15 protein-coding genes are annotated in these 24431 nt (G+C 46.7%); 1 reads left to right on the forward strand and 14 read right to left on the reverse strand.

Annotated features, from left to right (window positions below):
* Positions 1 to 128: 128 nt before the first annotated feature.
* From ACO6V5_RS20245 to ACO6V5_RS20260, 4 genes are all read right to left on the reverse strand, one after another.
* Positions 129 to 1931: an F-box/WD repeat-containing protein gene (locus ACO6V5_RS20245; RefSeq protein ID WP_422413134.1), complete on the reverse strand. Its 1803-nt coding sequence runs from the start codon at positions 1929 to 1931 to the stop codon at positions 129 to 131.
* 245 nt (positions 1932 to 2176) lie between these two features.
* Entirely contained in the window at positions 2177 to 3967 is a 1791-nt protein-coding gene (locus ACO6V5_RS20250) for an F-box protein (protein ID WP_422413136.1), read from the reverse strand.
* A gap of 149 nt (positions 3968 to 4116) precedes the next feature.
* A complete protein-coding gene (locus ACO6V5_RS20255; RefSeq protein WP_422413138.1) occupies positions 4117 to 4629 on the reverse strand; it encodes a hypothetical protein in 513 nt (170 codons plus the stop codon).
* Positions 4630 to 4805: 176 nt separating this feature from the next.
* Complete coding sequence (locus ACO6V5_RS20260; protein WP_422413140.1) at positions 4806 to 6608, reverse strand: F-box/WD repeat-containing protein; 1803 nt, start codon at positions 6606 to 6608, stop codon at positions 4806 to 4808.
* Positions 6609 to 6708: 100 nt separating this feature from the next.
* Between ACO6V5_RS20260 and ACO6V5_RS20265 the strand changes: the two genes are divergently transcribed.
* On the forward strand, positions 6709 to 6972 hold the full coding sequence (locus ACO6V5_RS20265; protein WP_422135970.1) for a hypothetical protein: 264 nt from the start codon (positions 6709 to 6711) through the stop codon (positions 6970 to 6972).
* 132 nt (positions 6973 to 7104) lie between these two features.
* Here ACO6V5_RS20265 and ACO6V5_RS20270 read toward each other — a convergent pair whose 3' ends face one another.
* From ACO6V5_RS20270 to ACO6V5_RS20315, 10 genes are all read right to left on the reverse strand, one after another.
* A complete protein-coding gene (locus ACO6V5_RS20270; RefSeq protein WP_422442014.1) occupies positions 7105 to 7332 on the reverse strand; it encodes a hypothetical protein in 228 nt (75 codons plus the stop codon).
* Between the two features lie 59 nt (positions 7333 to 7391).
* A complete protein-coding gene (locus ACO6V5_RS20275; protein ID WP_422135969.1) occupies positions 7392 to 8690 on the reverse strand; it encodes an F-box/WD repeat-containing protein in 1299 nt (432 codons plus the stop codon).
* Between the two features lie 123 nt (positions 8691 to 8813).
* Positions 8814 to 10610 (reverse strand): F-box/WD repeat-containing protein, encoded by a 1797-nt coding sequence (locus ACO6V5_RS20280; RefSeq protein WP_422409907.1) that lies wholly within the window; start codon positions 10608 to 10610, stop codon positions 8814 to 8816.
* 321 nt (positions 10611 to 10931) lie between these two features.
* Positions 10932 to 12722, reverse strand: coding sequence for an F-box/WD repeat-containing protein (locus ACO6V5_RS20285; RefSeq protein ID WP_422409905.1), 1791 nt, complete (start codon positions 12720 to 12722; stop codon positions 10932 to 10934).
* A gap of 332 nt (positions 12723 to 13054) precedes the next feature.
* A complete protein-coding gene (locus ACO6V5_RS20290) occupies positions 13055 to 14845 on the reverse strand; it encodes an F-box/WD repeat-containing protein (RefSeq protein ID WP_422135966.1) in 1791 nt (596 codons plus the stop codon).
* Positions 14846 to 15177: 332 nt separating this feature from the next.
* Positions 15178 to 16836 carry an F-box/WD repeat-containing protein gene (locus ACO6V5_RS20295; protein ID WP_422409903.1) on the reverse strand — a complete coding sequence of 553 codons (1659 nt, stop codon included), beginning with the start codon at positions 16834 to 16836 and terminating at the stop codon, positions 15178 to 15180.
* Positions 16837 to 17019: 183 nt separating this feature from the next.
* Positions 17020 to 18681: an F-box/WD repeat-containing protein gene (locus ACO6V5_RS20300; protein ID WP_422409901.1), complete on the reverse strand. Its 1662-nt coding sequence runs from the start codon at positions 18679 to 18681 to the stop codon at positions 17020 to 17022.
* Between the two features lie 121 nt (positions 18682 to 18802).
* Positions 18803 to 20497 carry an F-box/WD repeat-containing protein gene (locus ACO6V5_RS20305; protein WP_422409899.1) on the reverse strand — a complete coding sequence of 565 codons (1695 nt, stop codon included), beginning with the start codon at positions 20495 to 20497 and terminating at the stop codon, positions 18803 to 18805.
* 231 nt (positions 20498 to 20728) lie between these two features.
* The gene (locus ACO6V5_RS20310; protein WP_422409897.1) at positions 20729 to 22519 is read right to left on the reverse strand and encodes an F-box/WD repeat-containing protein; all 1791 of its coding nucleotides are present in this window, start codon (positions 22517 to 22519) and stop codon (positions 20729 to 20731) included.
* A 144-nt stretch (positions 22520 to 22663) separates the two neighbouring features.
* Complete coding sequence (locus ACO6V5_RS20315; protein WP_422135961.1) at positions 22664 to 24334, reverse strand: F-box/WD repeat-containing protein; 1671 nt, start codon at positions 24332 to 24334, stop codon at positions 22664 to 22666.
* Between the last annotated feature and the right edge of the window lie 97 nt (positions 24335 to 24431).

The raw sequence follows: 24431 nt of genomic DNA on the forward strand, positions 1-24431 counted from the left end.
GAAGTTTTGCGACACCCACAGAGCGTGGGAACGAGTGATTCGATCAGTTTGACTCGCTTTTGTCATGGAAGTTCAAACTATTGAGTGTTTGCTAATCGGTTCAGAGCAAAAATACATTCATTCGATCATCAATCGTTCTTCCATAGTTCAGTGATTCTCACCGTGTAATCTTCACTGGCAGTCACCAGGTGTCGGCCATCGACGCAGAAGGTGGCTGAGATGAGGGCTTTATCGTGTATAACGGTGGCTTTTTTTACCCATGATCCATCTTTGCTCAGACCATAAATTTGCGCGGTGTTATCCTTGCTGGCGGTCACCACAAGGCAACCATCGGCACTGAAGGTGGCGGATAGGACCTCATCTTCGTGGGTTATGGTGGCTTTTTTTACCCAGGTTCCATCGGCCTTACGGCCACAGATTTTCGCCGTTTTATCATGACTGGCGGTCACTAAATGGCGGCCATCGGCGCTGAACATGGCTGCGGTGATATACCCATTGTGTTTAATGGTGACTTCTTCTAGCCATGATCCAGGGGCCTCCTGACTACAGATTTTCGCCTTGTTATCATAACTTTTGGTCACCAGATGGCAGCCATCGACGCTGAACTCGACAGAGAGGACAAGGCTGTGATGAGAAATCCTGGTTATTTCTTTCCATGATCCATCGTCCTGCAGGTCACATATTATTGCTGTATTATCGCAACTGCCGGTTGCAAGATGGCGGCAATCTTTGCTAAAAGAGATTAAGCTGAGACCACTATTATGGGTAATGGTGGCTTTTTCTTCCCATGACCCGGCCTCCTGACTATAGATTTTTAAAGTCATCCATCCATCGCAGAACAACGCATGACGGCCATTGGAGCTGAGGAAGGCCCAGCTGTCACTACCCTCATCAGGAAGGGTGGCTTCTACTTCCCATGATCCATCCTCCTCCTGACCATAGATTGTCGCAACGCCAGATGTGTTGACAACCAACAGATGACGGCCATCGTCGCTGAAGCTGGCCAAACTGTTCGGAGTATCACAGTTAATAATGTATTTTACTTCCCATGATCTATCGTTATTCTGGCCGTAGATTTTCAGCGTATTATCCACAATATCCACATTATTCAAACCGGCGGTCAACACATGGCGACTATCAGCACTGAAGGTGGCTGAGAAGGTCGTACGATTATTGGGAATGGTGTCTTTTGCTTCCCATGATCCATCCTCGTTCATACTATAGATTTCCGCCGTGAAACGACTGACGACCAGCACATGTCGGTTATCGGCGCTGAAAAAAGCTTCATTGACCCATCCATTCCTGGGAATGGAGGCTTTTACTTTCCATGATCCATCGGTCTCCTGGCTACAGATCTTCAATGTATCATTTGAACAGGCGGTCACCAGGTGGCGGCTATCGGCGCTTAAGGTGGCTTTTAAGATTCTGTCAGGATGGGCAATTTCGATTTTTGTCTTTAAGTCAAATGTTTCACATTGAGACATCAGCTTACTGTTGTTGAAAAGGAGCAGAGCAGGAAAGTAAGTACTCTCATGTTTTTGTACGAGTGACTCGACAGTGTCCATATTCGCAAACGGCTTCAACCAGTCACGGAGTTGTTGCTCACCTTTTGTGGTAGCTATGGTCTTTAGTAGATATTGGTGTGGTGAAGGAAACCGTTGATACCAGGCTCTTTCCAGAGTCTCATTGTTTTCAACAAGATCGCGAAGGTGTTTGCAAACCCTGGTTAAACAGGTAATCTCCCGAAAACCCAAATAGCGGATAATCAAGTTTTTTGTTTCATTGGGCAAACAGAATAATGCAGATTGCTTTTGGTTATACAAAGTAACGTCCCTGCCTGCACTGACACCTGTTGGTGCTTCTTCTCGCCGAAGTTGCCTGATTGGCAAGAGTGAACCGTCATCGCTGGAATTGTTGTTCAAAGGGTTCATGAGCAGCTCCTCCCTGAGCTTCAGAGTCAATATTTGTCCCCGCACAGAAACATAGAATAAGGACATTCAAAATGGATTCGATCTACAATAGAGTCGATTTTGTCATGAAAGTTCAAACTATTGAGGTCAGTGGCATTAAGAAAAAGAAGAGCCCTGATCCGGGAAAAGGATAGAAAGGCATTTTTTTATTGAGAGCCCAGTGCAAAAATTGCCAAGGGTCTTTTGATCATACCTTCATTCGATCATCAATCGTTCTTCAATAGTTCTGTGATTCTCACCTTGTAATCTTCACTGATGGTCACCACATGTCGGCCATCGGCGCAGAGGTCGGCTGAAATGACTCTGTCATTGTGTTGAATGGTGGTTTTTTTTACCCAGGATCCATCCTCACTCAGACCATAAATTTGCGCTGTGTGATCCTTACTGGCGGTCACCACAAGGCAACCATCGGCACTGAAGGTGGCTGATCGGACCCAGCCTTTGTGGACAATGGTAGTTTTTTTTACCCAGGCTCCATCGGCCTCACGGCCATAGATTTTCGCCGTTTTATCATGACTGGCGGTCACCAAATAGCGGCCATCGGCACTGAACTCAGCTGTGATGATCCTCCCATTGTGTCTAATGGTGGTTTCTTCTACCCATGATCCGGGGGTCTCCTGACCACAGACTTTCGCCGTATTATCCTCACTTCTGGTCACCAGATGGCGACCATCGGCGCTGAACTTGACTGAGAAGACAAAACGATCATGAGAAAACCTGGTTATTTCTTTCCATGATCCATCATCCTGCAGGTCAAGTATTTTCACTGTATTATCTAAACTGATGGTTGCAAGATGGCGGCAATCGTCGCTGAAGTAGTGTGAGTTGGCAAAATTGTTATGGTTAGTGGTGGCTTTTACTTCCCATGAACCAATGGCCTCCTGACCGTAGATTTTCAAGGTGTTTGGTATAACGCGGATCAGCGCATGACGGCCATCGGAGCTGAGGCAGGCCCAATTGACACCACCCGGATCAGTAATGGTGGCTGTTACTTGCCATGATCCATCGTCCTCCAGGCCGTAGATTGTCGCAACGTCATATGTATTGACAACCAACAGATGACGGCCATCGGCGCTGAAGCTGGCCGACCTGATCGAAGCATCGCAGTTAATAATATATTTTGCTTCCCATGATCTATCAGTCTTCTGGCCATAGATTTTCAGCGTATTATCGCAACTGGCGATCAACACATGGCGACCATCAGCACTGCAGGTGGCTGAAATGACCGAGCTATTATCGGTAATGGTGGCTTTGACTTCACATGATCCGTCCTCGTTCATACCATAGATTCCCGCCCCTAAATGATTGACCACCAACAGATGGCGGCTATCGGCGCTGAAAATGGCTTCTTTGAACCAACCATTATTGGAAGTGGAGGCTTTTACTTTCCATGATCCATCGGTCCTCTGGCTACAGATCTTCACTGTATTATCCAAACTGGCGGTCACTACGTGGCGGCCATCGGCGCTTAAGGTGACTGCAAAGATATCATCAGGATGGGTAATTTCGGTTTTTGTTTCTAAGTTAAATGTTTCACATTGAGACATCAGTTTACTGTTGTTGAAAAGGAGCAGAGCAGGAAAATAAATACTCTTTTGTTGTTTTACGAGTGACTCGACAGCGTCCTTATTCGCAAACGGTTTCAACCAATCACAGAGTTGTTGCTCAACTTTTGTCGTAGCGATGGTCTTGAGTTGATATTGGTGTGGTGAAGGAAACCGGCGATACCAGGCTCTTTCCAGAACTTTATGGTTTACAACAAGATCGCGAAGATATCTGCATACCTTTGTTAAACGGGTAATCTCCCGAAAACCCAGATAGCGAATAATCATGGTTTTTGATTCGTCGGGCAAACAGAAGAATAAAGATTGATTTTGGTCATATGCAGTAACATCCCTGCCTGCAACGATCCCCGTTGGCATTGGCTCGAGTCGAGGCTGCTTAGGCGTTGGTGAGAGTGAACCGTCATTACTGGAATTATTGTTCAAAGGGTTCATGAGCAGCTCCTCCAGAGCTTCAGAGTCAATATTTATCCTCACATAGAAAAGGACATTCAAAATGGATTCGATCTACATAGAGTCGATTTTTTCATGGAAGTTCAAACTATTGAGGTCAGTGCCATTAAGAAAACGAAAGTCAGGCACTGTTAAACATGAAAGTACCAGTTTACGGCCAGTACGGAAGCGATGGTTAGCAGGGCGCTGCCAAAGGTGACAAGGTATTGTCGGTTGATGGTGGTGTGGATTTCGGTTTTTAGTTCGGCGTATGCCCTGATGTTGTCCATTTTTACTTCGTGGTAGCGGGCGTCTGATTCGGCTTTCTGTTCGTAGTAGCGGGCGTCTGACTCGGCTTTCATTTCTTTGAATTGAGCATCTGACTCGGCTTTCATTTCTTTGAATTGAGTGTCTGACTCGGCCTTCTGTTGTTTGAATTCGGCATCAAACTTGGCATTCTGTCGTTTGAATTCGGCATCAAACTTGGCATTCATTTCAGCCATTTTTTGACTGAAGTGTGCCTGATGCTGCAAGATGGCCTCCTGCATGATGAGCACGTCTTTCTTGCTGGCGTTGTGGTCCGGGTCGAGGGAGGCACTGACTTTTGCCGCCAGCTCCTCACTGATGCCGATGTTTTTCAGTTCGTTGAACAGCGTGTCCGTCACATTCAGCTCCTGTTAACCGATGGAAGAGGCTGAAGCATAGACCATGGATGAACAAACTACCTGGGCTGATTGATCCTCTGGCCAGTGCCGAGGATCAACCGAGGGCCCAGTGCAAAATTTGCCATCGGGCTTTTGATATAAAGCTGTTTGTTGATCGGTTCAGATTGAAAATACGTTCATTCGATCACTAAAATCTTCTTCCATAGTTCAGTGATTCTTACCCTGTGATCTTCACTGGTAGTAACTACATGTCGGCCATCGGCGCAGAAGGTGGCTGAGATGACTGCTTCATTGTGTACAACGGTGGCTTTTTTTACCCATGATCCATCCTTCCCCAGACCATAAATTTGCGCCGTTTTATCCTTACTGGCAGTCACCACAAGGCAACCATCGGCACTGAAGGTAGCGGATCGGACCTTATCTGTGTGGACTATGGTGGCTTTTTTTACCCAGGATCCACCGGCCTCACGGCCATAGATTTTCGCTGTTTTATCAAAACTGGCAGTCACTAAATGGCGGCCATCGTCGCTGAACCTGGTTGTGGTGATCCACCCGTTGTGTTTAATGATGGTTTTTTTTACCCATGATCCAGGGGTCTCCTGACCATAGACTTGCACCGTTATACGATCACTTCGGGCCATCAGATGGCGACCATTGGCGCTGAACCTGACAGAGTAGATAGAACTATCGTGAGAAACTGTGGCTATTTCTTTCCATGATCCATCGTCCTGCAGGTCACATATTTTGGCTGTATTATCGAAACAGCCGGTTGCAAGATGGCGGCAATCGTCACTAAAGGTGGTTGAGTTGACAATATCATTATGGGTAATGGTGGCCTTGACTTCCCATGATCCAATGGCTTCCTGACCGTAGATTTTCAAAGTGTAATGTCCAACCTGGATCAACGCATGACGGCCATCGGAGCTGAGGCAGGCCCAATTGACACCACTCTCACCATTAAGGTTGGCTTTTACTTCCCATGACCCATCGTCTTTCTGACCATAGATTATAGGAGCGTAAGATGAAGTAAGGACCAACAGACGACGGCCATCGGCGCTGAAGCTGGCCGACAAGATCGAAAGATCACAGTTGATATTGTATTTTACTTCCCATGATCCATCGGTCTTCTGGCCGTAGATTTTCAGCGTATTATTGAAACTGGCGGTCAACACATGGCGACCATCAGCACTGAATGTGGGTGAAATGACCGAACTATTATGGGAAAGGGTGGCTTTTGCTTCCCAGGATCCATCCTCATTCACACTATAGATTCCCGCCCTGAAACTACTGACGACCAACACATGCCGATTATCGGCGCTGAAAATGGCTTCTTTGGCCCAACCATTGTCGGAAGTGGAGGCTTTTACTTCCCATGATCCATCGGTCTCCTGGCTAAAGATCTTCACTGTATTGTCCAAACTGACGGTCACTAAGTGGCGGCCATCGCCGCTTAAGGTGACTGCAAAGATATTATTAGAACGGGTAATTTCGGTCTTTGTCTCTAAGTCAAATGTTTCACATTGAGACATCAGTTTGCTGTTGTTGAAAAAGAGCAGAGCAGGAAAATAAGTACTTTTTTGTTGTTTTACGAGTGACTCGACAGCATCCATAATCGTAAACGGTTTCAACCAGTCACGGAGTTGTTGTTCATCTTTTGTCGTAGCGATGGTCTTGAGTTGATATTGGAGTGGTGAAGGAAACCGGCGACACCAGGCTCTTTCCAGAGCGTTATGGTTTTCAACAAGATCGCGAAAATATTTGCATACCCTTACTAAACGGGTAATCTCCCGAAAACCCAGATAGCGGATAATCGTGGTTTTTGATTCGTCGGGCAAACAAAAGAATGAAGATTGATTTTGGTTATATGCAGTAACATCCCTGCCTGCAACGATGCCTGTTGGCACTTGCTCGAGTCGGGGCTGCTTAGGTGTTGGTGAGAGTGAACCGTCATTGCTGGTATTATTGTTCAAAGGGGTCATGAGCAGCTCCTCCAGAGCTTCAGAGTTCGCTTTTCAGTTGTTGTATGCATTCCCACGCAGAGCGAGGGTGTCGCAAAACTCTCTCCGGCTTGGGAACGCGTTGACTCCCGTCATTCCCGGCTTCATTCTCGTCATTCCCGCCTTCATTCTCGTCATTCCCGGCTTTATTCTCGTCATTCCCGGCTTCATTCTCGTCATTCCCGGCTTCATTCTCGTCATTCCCGCGAAGGCGGGAATCCACACTGACTCTCCACCAGAACCCTACTGCCCGGTGTCCCCCTGGCCTTGTCATCCCCGAGAAGGCAGAGATCCACCGTTGGCGCTGGATTCCCGCCTTCGCGGGAATGACGACTTCAGAGCGTGAGAACGAGCTGTTGAAGTTTTGCGACACCCTCAGAGCGTGGGAACAAGTTATTAGGACTTAGAGAGGACATCCAAAGGACTTATTCTCGTCATTCCCGGCTTCATTCTCGTCATTCCCGCGAAGGCGGGGGACTTAGAGAGGACATCCAAAGGACTTATTCTCGTCATTCCCGGCTTCATTCTCGTCATTCCCGCGAAGGCGGGAATCCACACTGACTCTCCACCAGAACCCTACTGCCCGGTGTCCCCCTGGCCTTGTCATCCCCGAGAAGGCAGAGATCCACCGTTGGCGCTGGATTCCCGCCTTCGCGGGAATGACGACTTCAGAGCGTGAGAACGAGCTGTTGAAGTTTTGCGACACCCTCAGAGCGTGGGAACGAGTTGTTAGGACTTAGAGAGGACATCCAAAACTGATTCGATCTATATAGACTCGATTTTGTCATGGAAGTTCAAACTACTGTTCTTCCATAGCTCAGTGATTCTCACCTTGTGATCTTCACTGGTAGTAACTACATGTCGGCCATCAGCACTGAAGCTGGCTGTGGCGATAATCTCATTGTGTTCAATGGTGGCTTTTTTTACCCATGATCCAGGGCTTTCCTGACTGAAGATTTTCGCCGTTTTATCATCACTTATACTCACCAGATGGCGACCATCGGCACTGAAATCGACAGAGCAGACAAAATTATCATGAGTAACCGTGGCTATTTCTTTCCATGATCCATCGTCCTGCAGGTCACATATTTTCGCTGTATTATCGTAACTGGCGGTTGCAAGATGTTGGCAATCTTCGCTGAAAGTGGCTGAGTTGATAACACGATTATGGATAATGATGGCTTTGATTTCCCATGATCCAGTAGCCTCTTGAGCGCAGATTTTCAAAGTGTTACGTCCAATGTAGAACAACGCATGACGGCCATCGGAGCTGAGGCAGCCCCAGTTGACACGGCTCCGATCAGTAATGGTGGCTTTTGCTTCCAATGGTCCATCGTCCTTCTGACCATAGATTGTCGCAACGTCAGATGTATCGACAACCAACAAATGACGGGCATCGGCGCTGAAACTGGCCGACTTGATCGAAGTATCACAGTTAATAATGTATTTTGCTGCCCATGATCCATCGGTCTCCTGGCTGCAGATCTTCACTGTATCATCCAAACTGGCGGTCACTAAGTGGCGGCTATCGGCGCTTAAAGTGGCTACCGAGATTTTGTCAAGATGGGTCATTTCGGTTTTTGTCTTTAAGTTAAATGTTTCACTTTGAGACATCAGTTTACTGTTGTTGAAAAAGAGCAGAGCAGGAAAATAAGTACTCTTTTGTTGTTTTACGAGTGACTCAACAGCGTCCTTATTCGCAAAGGGTTTCAACCAGTCACGGAGTTGTTGTTCATCTTTTGTCGTAGCGATGGTCTTCAGTTGATATTGGAGTGGTGAAGGCAACTGGCGATACCAAGCTCTTTCCAGAGCTTTATGGTTTTCAACAAGATCGCGAAGATGTTTGCATACCTCTGCTAAACGGGTAATCTCGCGAAAACCCAGATAGTGAATAATCTTGGTTTTTATTTCATCGGGCAAACAGAAGAATGAAGATTGATTTTGGTTATATGCAGTAACATCCCTGCCTGCAACCATGCCCGTTGGCACTTGCTCGAGTCGGGGCTGCTTAGGTGTTGGTGAGAGTGAACCGTCATTACTGGAATTATTGTTCAAAGGGGTCATGAGCAGCTCCTCCAGAGCTCCAGAGTCAATATTTATCCCCGCATAGAAAAGGACAGTCTTAAGTCCGACAGGCTGCTAGAGTCGGTTTTGTAATGGAAGTTCAAAATATTGGGGCCATTGGCATCAAGAAAAATCGCTCTTCAATAGTTCAGTGATTCTCACTTTGTAATCTTCACTGGTGGTCACCACATGTCGGCTATCGGTGCAGAAACTGGCTGTGATAACGGTTTTATTGTGCAGAACGGTGGCTTTTTTTACCCATGTTCCGTCCTTCCCCAGACCATAAATTTGCGCCGTGTTATCCTCACTGGCGGTCGCCACAAGGCATCCATCGGCACTGAAAGTGGCTGATCGGATCCAGCCTTCGTGGACAATGGTGGTTTTTTTTACCCACGATCCACCGGCCTCAAGGCCATAGATTTGAGCCGTTTTATCACCACTGGCGGTCACTAAATGACAGCCATCGGCGCTGAACCTGGTTGCGGTGATACTCCCATTGTGTTCAATGATGGCTTCTATTACCCATGATCCAGGGGTCTCCTGACCATAGACTTTCGCCGTATTATCACCACTGGCGGTCACTAAATGGCGGCCATCGGCGCTGAACTCGACTGAGTAGACAAAACTATCATGAGAAATCGTGGTTATTTCTTTCCATGATCCATCGTCCTGCAGGTCACATATTTTCGCTGTATGATCGAAACTGGCGGTTGCAAGATGGCGGCAATCTTCGCTGAAAGTGGTTAAGCCGATATTATGATTATGGGTAATGGTCGCTTTTACATCCCATGACCCAATGGCCTGCTCACCGCAGATTTTCAAAGTGTTATAACCAATACGGATCAGCGCATGACGGCCATCGGAGCTGAGGCGGACCTGACTGGCACCATTCGTATCAGTAATGGTGGCTTTTGCTTTTAATGACCCATCGTCTTCCAGATCATAGATTGTCGCAACGTCAGATGTATTGACAACCAGCAGATGACGGCCATCGGCGCTGAAGCTGGCAAAAATGACCGGAGTATCACAGTTAATGGTGTATTTTGCTTCCCATGATCCATCGGTATTCTGGCCGAAGATTTTCAGCGTATTATCGAGGCTGACGGTGAATACATGACGACCATCAGCACTGAATGTGGCTGAGCAGATCCAATGATTATGGGCAATGGTGGCTTTTGCTTCCCATGATCCATCCTCCTTCATACCGTAGATTTCCGCCCAGAGACGAAAGTCGACCAACACATGGCGGTTATCGGTGCTGAAAATGACCTTTTTGAACGAACCATTACTGGGAGTGGAGACTTGTACTTTCCATGATCCATCGGTCTCCTGGCTACAGATCTTCACTGTACCATCCAAACTGGCAGTCACTAAGTGGCGGCTATCGGCGCTTAAGGTGGCTGTTAAGATTTTTTCAGGATGGGTGATTTCGGTTTTTGTCTCTAAGTTAAATGTTTCACATTGAGACATCAGCTTACTGTTGTTGAAAAGGAGCAGAGCAGGAAAATTAGTACTCTGTTGTTTTTTTACGAGCGACTCGACAGTGTCCTTATTCGCAAACGGCTTCAACCAGTCACGGAGTTGTTGCTCATCTTTTGTGGTAACGATGGTCTTTAGTTGATACTGGTGTGGTGAAGTAAACCGTTGATACCAGGCTCTTTCCAGAGACTTATGGTTTTCAACAAGATCGCGAAGGTATTTGCATACCTTGGCTAAACAGGTAATCTCCCGAAAACCCAGATAGCGGATAATCATGGTTTTTGATTCGTCGGGCAAACAAAAGAATGAAGATTGATTTTGGTTATATGCAGTAACATCCCTGCCTGCAACGATGCCCGTTGGTGCTTGCTCGAGTCGAGGCTGCTCAGGTGTTGGTGAGAGTGAACCGTCATTACTGGAATTATTGTTCAAAGGGGTCATGAGTAGCTTCTCCAGAGCTTCGGAGTCAATATTTATCCTCACATAGAAAAGGACATTCAAAATGGATAACTCTGGTTCCCATGCTTTCAGGCCCTTTGGGTCCCAGCGTGGGAACGAGTGATTCGATCTATATGACTCGATTTTGTCATGGAAGTTCAAACTATTGAGGTCATTGGCATTAAGAAAAAGAAGAGCCCTGATCCGGGAAAAGGATAGAAAGGCATTTTTTTTATTGAGAGCCCAGTGCAAAAATTACCATCAGGCTTTTGATATAACGCCGTTTGCTAATCGGTTCTGAGCAAAAATACGTTCATTCGATCATCAATCGTTCTTCCATAGCTCAGTGATTCTCACTTTGTAATCTCCACTGGTGGTCACCACATGTCGGCCATCGGCGCAGAAGGTGGCTGAGATGACGGCTTCATTGTGTACAACGGTGGCTTTTTTTACCCATGACCCATCCTTCCCCAGACCATAAATTTGTGCCGTGTTATCTTGGCTGGCGGTCACCACAAGGCAACCATCGACACTGAAGGTGGCGGATCGGACCCTATCTTTGTGGGCTATGGTGGCTTTTTTTACCCAGGATCCACCGGCCTCAAGGCCATAGATTCTGGCTGTTCTGTCAGCACTGGCGGTCACCAAATGGCTGCCATCGGCGCTGAAACTGGTTGAGTTGATCAACCCATTGTGTTCAATGGTAGTTTTTTTTACCCATGATCCAGGGGTCTCCTGACCATAGACTTTCGCCCTATAATCACTACCTCTGGTCACCAGATGGCGACTATTGGCGCTGAACCTGACAGAGTAGATAGATTCATCATGAGAAACCGTGGCTATTTCTTTCCATGATCCATCGTCCTGCAGGTCACATATTTTCGCTGTATTATCGTAACTGGCGGTTGCAAGATGTTGGCAATCTTCGCTGAAAGTGGCTGAGTTGATAACACGATTATGGGTAATGATGGCTTTGATTTCCCATGATCCGGTAGCCTCCTGAGCCCAGATTTTCAAAGTGTTATGTCCGATGCAGAACAACGCATGACGGCCATCGGAGCTGAGGCAGGCCCACTCGACACGACTCTCACCAGCAAGGGTAGCTTCTGCTTCCAATGGTCCATCGTCCTTCTGACCATAGATTGTCGCAACGCCAGATGTATCAACAACCAACAAATGACGGGCGTCGGCGCTGAAGCTGGCCGTCCTGATCGGAGTATCACAGTTAATAATGTATTTTGCTTCCCATGATCCATCGGTCTTCTGGCCGTAGATTTTCAGCGTCTTGTCGAAACTGGCGGTCAACACATGGCGACCATCAGCACTGAAGGTGGCTGAGACGACCCAACGATTATGGGAAATGGTGGCTTTTGCTTCCCATGATCCATCTTCCTTCATACTATAGATTCGCGCCCAGAGAATACTGATGACCAACGCATGGCGGTTATCGGTACTGAAAATGGCTTTTTGGACCCAACCACTATCGGGAGTGGAGGCTTTTACTTTCCATGATCCATCGGTCTCCTGGCTGCAGATCTTCACTGTATCATCCAAACTGGCGGTCACTAAGTGGCGGCTATCGGTGCTTAAAGTGGCTACCGAGATTTTGTCAAGATGGGTCATTTCGGTTTTTGTCTTTAAGTTAAATGTTTCACTTTGAGACATCAGTTTACTGTTGTTGAAAAAGAGCAGAGCAGGAAAATAAGTACTCTTTTGTTGTTTTACGAGTGACTCAACAGCGTTCTTATTCGCAAAGGGTTTCAACCAGTCACGGAGTTGTTGTTCATCTTTTGTCGTAGCGATGGTCTTCAGTTGATATTGGAGTGGTGAAGGCAACTGGCGATACCAAGCTCTTTCCAGAGCTTTATGGTTTTCAACAAGATCGCGAAAATATTTGCATACCTTTACTAAACGGGTAATGTCCCGAAAACCCAGATAGCGAATGATCATGGTTTTTGATTCGTCGGGCAAACAGAAGAATGAAGATTGATTTTGGTTATATGCAGTAACATCCCTGCCTGCAACCCTGCCCGTTGGCGCTGGCTCGAGTTGAGGCTGCTCAGGTGTTGGTGAGAGTGAACCGTCATTACTGGAATTGTTGTTCAAAGGGGTCATGAGCAGCTCCTCCAGAGCTTCGGAGTTAATATTTATCCCCGCATAGAAAAGCGCGCATAGAAAAGGACATTCAAAATGAATAAATCTGGTTCCCATGCTTTCAGGCGCTTTGGGTCCCAGCGTGGGGACGAGTGATTCGATCTGTTTGACTCGGTTTTGTCATGGAAGTTCAAACTATTGAGGTCAGTGGCATTAAAAAGAAGAGCCCCGATCCGGGAAAAGGATAGAAAGGCATTTTTTTTATTGAGAGCCCAGTGCAAAAATTACCATCAGGCTTTTGATATAACGCTGTTTGCTAATCGGTTCTGAGCAAAAATACGTTCATTCGATCATCAATCGTTCTTCCATAGCTCAGTGATTCTCACTTTGTAATCTCCACTGGTGGTCACCACATGTCGGCCATCGGCGCAGAAGGTGGCTGAGATGACGGCTTCATTGTGTACAACGGTGGCTTTTTTTACCCATGACCCATCCTTCCCCAGACCATAAATTTGCGCCGTGTTATCGTGGCTGGCGGTCACCACAAGGCAACCATCGACACTGAAGGTGGCGGATCGGACCGTATCTTTGTGGGCTATGGTGGCTTTTTTTACCCAGGATCCACCGGCCTCAAGGCCATAGATTCTGGCTGTTCTGTCAGCACTGGCGGTCACCAAATGGCTGCCATCGGCGCTGAAACTGGTTGAGTTGATCAACCCATTGTGTTCAATGGTAGTTTTTTTTACCCATGATCCAGGGGTCTCCTGACCATAGACTTTCGCCCTATAATCACCACCTTTGGTCACCAGATGGCGACCATTGGCGCTGAACCTGACAGAGTAGATAGATTCATCATGAGAAACCGTGGCTATTTCTTTCCATGATCCATCGTCCTGCAGGTCATATATTTTCGCTGTATTATCGAAACAGATGACTGCAAGATGGCGGCAATCGTCGCTAAAGGTGGTTGCGCTGACAATATGATTATGTGTAATTGTGGCTTTGACTTCCCATGATCCAAGGGCTTCCTGACCGTAGATTTTCAAAGTGTTAGGTCCAACGCGGATCAACGCATGACGGCCATCGGAGCTGAGGCAGGCCCAATTGACATCACTCTCACCAGTAAGGTTGGCTTTTACTTCCCATGATCCATCGTCTTTCTGACCATAGATTATCGGAGTGTCAGATGAAGTAAGGACCAATAGACGACGGCCATCGGCGCTGAAGCTGGCCAACCAGATCGAAAGATCATAGTTAATACTGTATTTTACTTCCCATGATCCATCGGTCTTCTGGCCATAGATTTTCAGCGTATTATTGAAACTGACTGTCAACACATGCTGACCATCAGCACTGAAGGCGGCTGAAATGACCGAATTATTATGGGAAATGCTGGCTTTTGCTTCCCATGATCCATCCTCCTTCGTACCATAGATTTCCACCCTGAAACGATTGACGACCAACACATGCCGGTTATCAGTGCTGAAAAAAGCTTTTTTGACCCAACCATTTCTGGGAATGGAGGCTTTTAGTTTCCATGATCCATCGGTTTCCTGACTACAGATTTTCACTGTACCATCAAAACTGGCGGTCACTAAGTTACGGCTATCGGCGCTTAAGGTGACTACAAAGATATCATTAGGATGGGTCATTTCGGTTTTTGTCTTTAAGTTAAATGTTTCACTTTGAGACATCAGTTTACTGTTGTTGAAAAAGAGCAGAGCAGGAAAATAAATACTCTTTTGTTGTTTTACGAGTGACTCGACAGTGTCCATATTCGTAAACGGTTTCAACCAGTCACGGAGTTGTTGTTCATCTTTTGTCGTAGCGATGCTCTTCAGTTGATATTGGAGTGGTGAAGGAAACCGGCGATACAAGGCTCTTTCCAGAGCTTTTTGGTTTTCAACAAGATCGCGAAAATATTTGCAGACCTTTACTAAACGGGTAATCTCCCGAAAACCCAGATAGCGAATAATCATGGTTTTTGATTCGTCGGGCAAACAGAAGAATGAAGATTGATTTTGGTTATATGCAGTAACATCCCTGCCTGCAACCATGCCCGTTGGCGCTTGCTCGAGTTGAGGCTGCTTAGGTGTTGGTGAGAGTGAACCGTCATTACTGGAATTATTGTTCAAAGGGGTCATGAGCAGCTCCTCCAGAGCGCCAGGGTCAATATTTATCCCCGCATAGAAAAAGGATATTTAAAATGAATAATATCCGGTTCCCATGCTTTCAGGCCCTGTGGGTCCCAGCGTGGGAAAAAGTTGTTAAATTGATTCGATCTGTTTGACCCGGTTTTGTCATGGAAGTTCAAACTATTGAGGTCATTGGCATTAAGAAAAAGAAGAGCCCTGATCCGGGAAAAGGATAGAAAGACATTTTTTTATTGAGAGCCTGGTGCAAAAAATTGCCATCGGGCTTTTGACATAACGCTGTCTGCTAATCGCTTCTGAGCAATAATACGTTCATTCGGTCATCAATCCCTCTTCACCAGTTCAGTGATTCTCGCCGTTTTATCTTTACTGGCGGTCACCACATGTCGGCTATCCATGCTGAACTTGGCTGAGGTGACTGCACCCTTGTGGTTAATGGTGGCTTTTTCTACCCATGACCCACTGCTCCCCAGACCATAAATTTTCGCCGTTTTGTCGCAACTCGCGGTCACCACGAGGCATGCATCGGCGCTGAAAGTGGCTGACAGGACCCAATCGTCGTGGGTGATGGTCACTTTTTCTACCCATGACCCATCGGCCCGGAGGCCATAAATTTTCGACGTATTGTCAGCACTGGCGGTCACCACATGGCAGCAATCGGCGCTGAAATTGGCTGAGATGACTGCCTTCTCATGTTGAATGGTGATTTTTTCTTTCCATGATCCATCGCTCTGCAGGCCATGGATTCTTGCCGTTTCATCCTGGCTGGTGGTCACCAGATAAAGGCCATCGGCACTGAATTTGGCTAAGTAAACCGCATCATCGTGGGAAATGGTGGCGACTTCTTCCCATGACCCACTGGTCCGCAGGCTCTGGATTTTTGCCGTCTTATCTCCACTGGCGGTTACCATATGGCGGCCATCTGCACTGAAGGCAGCTGAGAAGACCGTGAGATTATGGGTAATAGTGGCTTTTACTCCCCATAATCCATTGGCCTGCTGACCGTAGATTGCTACATTGTTATCTCCACAGACCAACAAATGACTGCCATCGGAGCTGAAGCTGGCCCAATCGGCCACAGCATAATGGTGAATAATGGCCTCTTCTTCCCATGAACCATCGTCTGCCTGAGCACAGATTTTTGCCGTGCAATCGTCACTGGTGGTGACCAGGCGTTGGCCATCAGCACTGAAGGTGGCTGAGTTGACCCTTCTATTATGGAAAATGGTTTTTTTTACTTCCCATGACCCATCGTCCGCCCGACCACAGATTTTCGCTGTGTGATCACGACTGGCGGTCACCAAGTGACGGCCATCGACACTGAAGGTAGCTGATATGACCCGATTATAATGGTTAATGATGGCTTTTTTTTTCCATGATCCATTGGTCTTCTGGTCACAGATTCGCACCGTATTATCGAGACTTGCGGTCGCGAAATGTCGGCTATCGGCACTAAAGTCGGCCGTGTTGACATCGTCAAAGTGTTTGATTTTGGTTTTTGTCACGGGCTTGAATGTTTCACATCGAGCCATTTGTTTACTGTTGGTGAAAAGGAACAGCGCCGGAAAATAAGCATTATTCCGTTTTTTTACGAGTGACTTTACAGTGCCATTATTCGCAAACGGCTTCAACCAATCGCTGAGTTGTTGATCATTTTTTGCTGCAAAGATTGTTTTCAGTTGATATTGGTGTGGTGAAGAAAATCGGCGATACCATGCTCTTTCCAGAGCCTTATCTTTTTTTATGAGATGGTGAAAATATCTGCATACCTTTGCTAAACGGGTAATCTCCCGAATACCTAAACAGCGTATAATCATGGAATGTGTCAGGTCGGACAAATCGAGGAATGAAGGTGTTTTTTGGTCATTTACGGTAACCTGTCTGCCGGCGCTGACACCCGTTGGGATTCCCTCCAGTCGAGGTCGCTTGGGCGTTGGCGCGAGTGGACCGTCAATGCTGGAATGGCTTTTCATGGCGTCCATGTCTGATTTCTCCGTAGCTCTAAGGTCGGTATTTATCGTCGCTCAGGAAGGACATTCAAAATTGATTCGATCTTTTAGAGTTGGTTTTATAATGGGAGTTCATAACATTGAGGCCAGTGAAACTAACGAAAAACTGAGCCCTGATTCGGGAAAATGACAGAAAGACATTTTTTTATTCTATGATCAACCGTTCTTCTGAAGTTCAGTAATTCTTGCCGTGTCATCATAGCAGGTGGTCACCACATTTCGGATATCGGGGCTGAAGTTAGCTGAGTTGACAGTTCGCTTGTGTTCAATGATGGCTTTTACCCGCCATGACCCATCGGCTTCCAGACCACAAATTTTTGCTTTACAGTCCCGACTGGTGGTTACCAGATGATGGCCATCAGCACTGAAGGTGGCTGAAAGGACAGGGCCCTCATGGGTAATGTTGGCTTTTTTTGCCCAGGTTCCATCGGTCTGCAGACCATAAATTTTCGCCGTACGATCGTCACTGGCGGTTACCAGATGGCAACCATCGGCACTGAAGATGGCTGAGCAGACCCGATCATTATGGGTAATGGTGGTTATTCTTTCCCATGATCCATCGGACTTCAGGCCATAGATTTTTGCCGTGAAATCCCGGCTTGCGGTTACCAGATGGAGGCAATCGGCGCTGAAGTTGGCTGAGGTGATAAAATTACCATGTTGAATCGTGGCTGTTTTTTTCCATGATCCATCGACCTGCAGGTTAAAGATATTCGCCGTGTAATCGAAACTGGTGGTTACCAGATGGCAGCTATCGGTGCTGAAGTTGGCTGAGTCGATTGGGCTATCGTGTGGAATGACGGCTTTTCCTACCCATGATCCAGTGTCTGACTGACAATAGATTTCCAGAGCGAAATTTAAACCGTAGATCGCCAGATGACGGCCATCGGGGCTGAAACTGGCCGAAACGTTCTGACGAATGAGGTGAATAGTGTCCTCCAATTCCCATGATACATTGTCCACCTTAGCAAAGATTTTCGCCGTATGATCTTCAACGACAATCACCACACGGCGCCCATCTGCACTGAAGTTGGCTGACTTGACACCGACAACATGGGGAATGATGGCATTTGCTTTCCATGATCCATCGTCCTCCCGACCATAGATATTCACTGTCCTATCATAAATGGTGGCCAACACATGATGGCTGTCGGAGCTGAAGCTGGCCGACCTGACTGAACCGTTATGGGTAATGTTGGCGGTTTCTTGCCATGTCCCACCAGACTGCTGGCTATAGATTTTCAGCGTCCTGTCCAAACTGGCGGTTAACAGATGGCGGCTATCGGCGCTGAAGGTGGCTGTTTCGATTTTGTAGGAATGAGTAATTCTGGCTTTTTCTGCTAACTTGAATTTTCTACATTCAGACATCAGTTTACTGTTGATGAAAAGGAGCTGAAGAGGAAAATAAGTACTTTCCTGCTGTTTTAAAAGTGACTCGACAGTGTCTTTATTCGCAAACGGTTGCAACCAATCGCGGAGTTGTTGCTCATCTTTTGTCGCAATCATAGCTTTTAATTGATGTTGGTGTGATGAAGGAAACCGGCGATACCATGCACTTTCCATAGCTTTATGATTTTTAACAAGATCGCGAAGATATCTGCATACCTTTACTAAATGAGTAATCTCTCGAAAGCCCAGATAACGAATAATCATCGTTTTTGTTTCGTCGGGCAAACGGAAGAAGAAAGATTGATGTTGGTTATAGACAGTAACGTCCCTGCCCGCACTGATACCCGTTGGCGCGGCTTCCAGTCGAGGTTGCTTCGGTGTTGTCGAGGGTGGACCGTCAATGCCGGAATTGTTGTTAAGAGGATTCATTCTCGGATCCTTCAAAAATTCAGATTCAGTATTTATCCTTGCCTGGAAAGGACATTCAAAATTGATTAGACCGTTTAGACTCGGTTCTATGATGAAAGTTCACAAGTGGATCATTCGATGATCAGTCGTTCTTCTGCAGTTCAATGATTTTCGCCGTGCAATCTTTTTTACTTATGGTCAACACATTTCGGCCATCGGGGCTGAAGATGGCCCATAGGATCCCACAACTGTCAGAAATGATGGCTTTTTTCTCCCATGATCCTTTGGGTCCCGGGCCATAAATTTTCGCTGTACAATCCAGACTGGCGGTTACTAAATGACAACTATCGGGACTGAAGGCGGCTGACAGGACATAATCTCTGTGGCAAATAGTGGCTTTTACTTTCCATGATCCATCAGCCTGCAGGCAGTGGATTTTTGCCGTGTTATCCATACTGGTGGTCACCATATGGCTGCTATCAGGGCTGAAGCTGGCCGACATGATCCGGTCGTTATGCTTAAAGGTGTATTTTACTTGCCATGGCCCATCGGTTTGCGGGCCATGGATTTCTACCGTGTTATCCTCATATACGGTCAACAGATGGCGGCTATCGGGACTGAAGGTGGCTGAATAGAGCCGATCATTATGGGTAATGATGGTGATTTTTTCCCATGATCCATCGGACTGCAGGCCATAGATTTTTGCCGTACCCTCTTCGCTGGCGGTTGCCACATAGCTGCCATTGGCGCTAAAGCTGGCGGACCTGACTGAATTATCATGATTAATAGTGACTTTGACTTCCCATGAGCTATCGTCCTTCTGGCCGTAGATAGTTACATTGTTTTCTCCACAGACCAACAAATGACTGCTATCGGCGCTGAAGCTGGCCCCTAGGACCGTAGGATTTTGCCTGATAGTGTATTTTGTTTTCCATGATCCATCAGTCTCCTGGTCGTAGATTTTCACCGTCCCATCCATACAGCTGGTCAATAAGCAGCGACCATCGGTGCTGAAGGTGGCTGATGTGACCGAAAAACTGAGAGGGGTGGACATGGTGAGCTCAAATTCACGGGCAATGGTGTCTTTTACTTTCCACGAGCCATCGTCCTCCTGAGCACAGATTTTTGCATGGCAGTCGTGACTGTCGGTCACCATCAGATGACCATCGGGACTGAAAGTGGGTGACAAGATAAGACTCTCATGGGGAATGGTGGTGGTTTTTACTACCCATGATCCATCGGTCTTCTGGCCTGTGATTTTCGCTGTTTGATCAAGGTCGACAGTCACCAAATGGCTGCTATCGGGGCTGAAGGAAGCTTTATTTTTAGTCTCGACATTGGGAATTTCGATTTTTACCACCGGGCTGAATGTTTCACATTGAGACATCAGTTTACTGTTGGTGAAAAAGAGCTGAGCAGGAAAAAAAGTACTTTCTTTTTGTGTTAGAAGTGACTCGATAGTGTCCTTATCCGCAAATGCCTTCAACCAATCACGGAGTTGTTGTTCATCTTTTGTTCTGACGAGAGTATCCAGTGGATTTTGGTATGCTGAAGGAAACCGGCGGTACCATGCTTTTTCCAGAGCTTTTTCTTCGTTTACAAGATCGTAAAGATATTTGCATGTCTTTGCTAAACGGGTAACCTCGCGAAAAGCCAAATAGCGAACAATCATAGATTTTTGTTCGTCGGGCAAACAGAAAAATAAAGATTGATTTTGGTGATAGACACTAACGTCCCTGCCTGCACTGACAGCCGTCGACGTTCCTTCCACTGGAGGTTGCTCAGGTATTAACGAGAGTGAACCGTCATTGTTGGAATGGTTGTTCAAAGGGGTCATATCGGGCTCCTCCAAAGCTCCTAAGTCAATATTTATCCTCACTTGGAAAGGGCATTCAAAATTGATTAAACCTTTTAGAGTCGGTTTTATAACGGAAGTTCAAAATATTCAGACCAGTGGAATTAAGAGAAACCGTTCGCACAAAAAACCACCACTCGCTTTGCTCGGTCATTTCTGCAAAAACACGTCTAATGTCGCCTGCCGTTATCAGGCTTTGTACTCATACAATCATCAATCGTTCCCCTGTAGTTCAGTGATTTTCACCTTGTAATCTTCTTCACTGGCGGTCAATAGATGTCGGCTATCGGCGCTGAAGGTGGCTGAGAAGAGGCTTGCATTGTGTTGAATGGTGGCTTTTTCTACCCATGTTCCATCCCTTCTCAGGCCATAAATTTTTGCCTTTCTGTCATGACTGGCGGTCACCACAAGGCAACCATCGGCACTAAAGTTGGCTGACAGGATATAACCTTTGTGGACAATGGTGGCTTTTATTACCCATGAACCATCTTCCTGCAGGCCATAGATTTTTGCTGTGTGATCCAGATTGACGATTGCCAGATGTCGGCTATCGGCGCTGAAGTTAGCCGAGTCGATCGGCTGTGTGAAGGTAAAGCTGCCTTTTTCTAACCATTTTCCAGCGGCATTCCGGGTATAGATTTTTGCCGTATTATCACCATCAATGGTCACCACATGGCGGCTATCGGCGCTGAAGTTGGCTGAGAAGACCACAACATCATGCTTAATCAGGGCTGTTTGTTTCCATGATCCATCGGACTGCAGGCCATAGATTTTCGCCGTGCAATCTCTACTGGCAGTTGCCAGGTGGCAGCTATCGGCGCTGAAGTTGGCAGACTCGACCCTGCCTATGTGTAGAGGAGGGTCATTTTTTACCCATGATCCGGCGGCCCCCAGACTGTAGATTTTCAGACCGTCTCCTATAATACAAACCGCCAGATGACGGCCATCGGAGCTGAACCTGGTCACAACGATAAGTCTCTCATCGATAGTGCCCTCTATTTCCCATGATCCATCGTCCGACTGACTATGGATCCCCAACACACCATCGCCGAAGGTGAACACATGGCGCCCATCAGCGCTGAAGTCGGCTGAAATGATTGATTTTTCATGGAAAATGGAGGCCTTCAGATCCCATGACCCATCGTCCTCCAAACCATGGATTGTCGCTGTTTGTTTTAGACTGGCGGTTAACAGATGGCGGCCATCGGGGCTGAAGGCGGCTGAAATGAGCCAGTCTCTATGGGTAATGGTGGTTTTTTCTTCCCATGATCCATCATCCTTCAGGGCGTAGATTTTCGCTGTGTGATCTTTACTGGCGGTTAACAGATGGCGGCCATTGGGGCTGAAATTAGCTAGAGAAACCTTATCATTATGGAAAATGGTGGTTTTTGGTTTCCATGTTCCATCGTCCTCCTGACCGTAAACTTTCGCGGTATTATCATCACTTCCGGTCACCAGATGGCGACCATCGGTGCTGAAGGTGGCCGTGTTGACTATTGCACCATGGGTGATTTCGATTTTTTCCACTAACTTGAATTTTTCACATCGAGACATCAGTTTACTGCTGGTGAAAAAGAGTTGAGCAGGAAAAAAAGTACTTTCTTTTTGTGTTAAAAGTGACTCGATAGTGTCCTTATTCGCAAACGGCATCAACCAATCACGGAGTTGCTGCTCATCTTTTGTTTTGACGAGGGTCTTCAGTGGATTTTGGTATTCTGAAGGAAACCGGCGGTACCATGCTCTTTCCAGAGCTTTTTCATCTTTAACAAGATCGCGAAGGTATTTGCATGTCTTTGCTAAACGGGTAATCTCGCGAAAACCCAAATAGCGAACAATCATAGATTTTTGTTCGTCGGGCAAATAGAAGAATAAAGATTGCGTTTGGTTGTAGACAGTAACGTCTCTGCCTGTACTGACAGCCGTCGTCGTTCCTTCCATTGGAGGTCGCTCAGGTATTGACGAGAGTGAACCGTCATTGCTGGAATTGTTGTTCAAAGGGACCATGAGTAGCTCCTCCAGAGTCAATATTTATCCTCACATAGAAAAGGACATTCAAAATGGCTTCGTTCTAAATAGAGTCGGTTTTGTAATGGAAGTTCAAAATATTGAGTTAAGAAAAAGAAGAGCCCTGACCCGGGAAAAATACGCTCATTCGATCATCAATCGTTCTTCCATTAGTTCAGTGATTGTCGCCGTGTGATCATTACTTATGGTCAACACATTTCGGCCATCGGGGCTGAAGCTGACTAAGTAGACCGCAGCCCTGTGAGAAATGATGGCTTTTTCCCCCCATGATCCTGTGGGTTCCAGACCATAAATTTTCGCTGTTTTGTCATCACTCGCGGTCACTACCAGGCAGCTATCGGGACTGAAGCTGGCTAATTTGACCTCCTTATCGTGGTAAACAGTGGCTTTTACATCCCATGATCCATCAGCCTGCAGGCTATGAATTTTTGCCGTGTTATCCTCACTGGTGGTCACCATATGGATGCTATCAGGGCTGAAGCTGGCCGATGTGATCTGGGCGTTATGGGCAAAGGTGTATTCTTCTTTCCATGAACCATCGGTTTGCAGGCCGTGGATTTTTACCGTCTTGTCACTGATGGTCACAACATGGCCGCCATCGGGGCTGAAGGTGGTGGATTCGACCCAATTATCATGGGGAATGATGGCCGTTTTGTCCCATGATCCATTGGCCTGCAGGCCATAGATTTTTGCCTCGCAATCGACACCAGCGGTCACCACAAGACTGCCATCGGGGCTGAAGGTGGCCCTCACGACTGCAAGTGATTCGTTATGAGGAATGGTGGTTTTTACTTTCCATGAGCCATCGTCCTCCTGACCATAGATTGTCACAGTCTTGTCTCCACCTGAGGCCGACAAATGACTGCTATCGGGGCTGAAGCTGGCCCATTTGACCGGTGAATTATGCCAGATAGTGTATTTTGCTTCCCATGATCCATCGGTTTTCTGGCCACAGATTTTCAACGTTCTATCCAAACTGGCGGTCAATAAGTAGCGGTCATCAGTGCTGAAGCTGGCTGAACTGACAACAAAATCATGGTGAATGGTGGCTTTTACTTTCCACGATCCATCGTCTTCCAGAACACAGATTTTCGCTTGGTCGTCGGTACCTGCCACCATTTGATGACCATCGGCGCTGAAGCTGGTTGAGAAGACAAAACCTTCATTAGCAATGGCAAGTTTTGCTTCCCATGATCCATCGGTCTTCTGGCCAGTTATTTTCACTGCATCAAAGTCGGCAGTTACCACATGGCAGCTGTCAGGGCTGAAGGAGGCTTTTCGGATAGCCCCGGTATGGGGGATTTCGATTTTTTTCACCGGGTTGAATGTTTTACATTCAGACATCAGTTTACTGCTGGTGAAAAAGAGTTGAGCAGGAAAAAAAGTACTTTCTTTTTGTGTTAAAAGTGACTCGATAGTGTCCTTATTCGCAAACGGCATCAACCAATCACGGAGTTGCTGCTCATCTTTTGTTTTGACGAGGGTCTTCAGTGGATTTTGGTATTCTGAAGGAAACCGGCGGTACCATGCTCTTTCCAGAGCTTTTTCATCTTTAACAAGATCGCGAAGGTATTTGCATGTCTTTGCTAAACGGGTAATCTCGCGAAAACCCAAATAGCGAACAATCATAGATTTTTGTTCGTCGGGCAAACAGAAGAATAAAGATTCATTTTGGTTGTAGACAGTAACGTCCCTGCCTGCACTGACAGCCGTCGACGTTCCTTCCATTGGAGGTCGCTCAGGTATTGACGAGAATGGACCGTCATTGCTGGAATTGTTTTTCAAAGGGTTCATGTCGGGTTACTCCAAAGCTCCACAGCCAGTATTTATGCTCGCTTGAAGAAGGCATTCAAGCTTGATTAGATTCTGTTGCAGTTAGAGTCGATTTTGT

Origin of the sequence: Endozoicomonas sp. ALD068, assembly GCF_049310145.1 — a bacterium.
Taxonomy (GTDB): Bacteria; Pseudomonadota; Gammaproteobacteria; order Pseudomonadales; family Endozoicomonadaceae; genus Endozoicomonas_A.

What these genes read in the sequence shown, in the direction of transcription:
- ACO6V5_RS20245 (WP_422413134.1), bottom strand. Translation starts at nt 1,931, where the DNA reads ATGAACCCTTTGAACAACAATTCCAGCGATGACGGTTCACTCTTGCCA.
- ACO6V5_RS20250 (WP_422413136.1), bottom strand. Translation starts at nt 3,967, where the DNA reads ATGAACCCTTTGAACAATAATTCCAGTAATGACGGTTCACTCTCACCA.
- ACO6V5_RS20260 (WP_422413140.1), bottom strand. Translation starts at nt 6,608, where the DNA reads ATGACCCCTTTGAACAATAATACCAGCAATGACGGTTCACTCTCACCA.
- ACO6V5_RS20275 (WP_422135969.1), bottom strand. Translation starts at nt 8,690, where the DNA reads ATGACCCCTTTGAACAATAATTCCAGTAATGACGGTTCACTCTCACCA.
- ACO6V5_RS20280 (WP_422409907.1), bottom strand. Translation starts at nt 10,610, where the DNA reads ATGACCCCTTTGAACAATAATTCCAGTAATGACGGTTCACTCTCACCA.
- ACO6V5_RS20285 (WP_422409905.1), bottom strand. Translation starts at nt 12,722, where the DNA reads ATGACCCCTTTGAACAACAATTCCAGTAATGACGGTTCACTCTCACCA.
- ACO6V5_RS20290 (WP_422135966.1), bottom strand. Translation starts at nt 14,845, where the DNA reads ATGACCCCTTTGAACAATAATTCCAGTAATGACGGTTCACTCTCACCA.
- ACO6V5_RS20295 (WP_422409903.1), bottom strand. Translation starts at nt 16,836, where the DNA reads ATGGACGCCATGAAAAGCCATTCCAGCATTGACGGTCCACTCGCGCCA.
- ACO6V5_RS20300 (WP_422409901.1), bottom strand. Translation starts at nt 18,681, where the DNA reads ATGAATCCTCTTAACAACAATTCCGGCATTGACGGTCCACCCTCGACA.
- ACO6V5_RS20305 (WP_422409899.1), bottom strand. Translation starts at nt 20,497, where the DNA reads ATGACCCCTTTGAACAACCATTCCAACAATGACGGTTCACTCTCGTTA.
- ACO6V5_RS20310 (WP_422409897.1), bottom strand. Translation starts at nt 22,519, where the DNA reads ATGGTCCCTTTGAACAACAATTCCAGCAATGACGGTTCACTCTCGTCA.
- ACO6V5_RS20315 (WP_422135961.1), bottom strand. Translation starts at nt 24,334, where the DNA reads ATGAACCCTTTGAAAAACAATTCCAGCAATGACGGTCCATTCTCGTCA.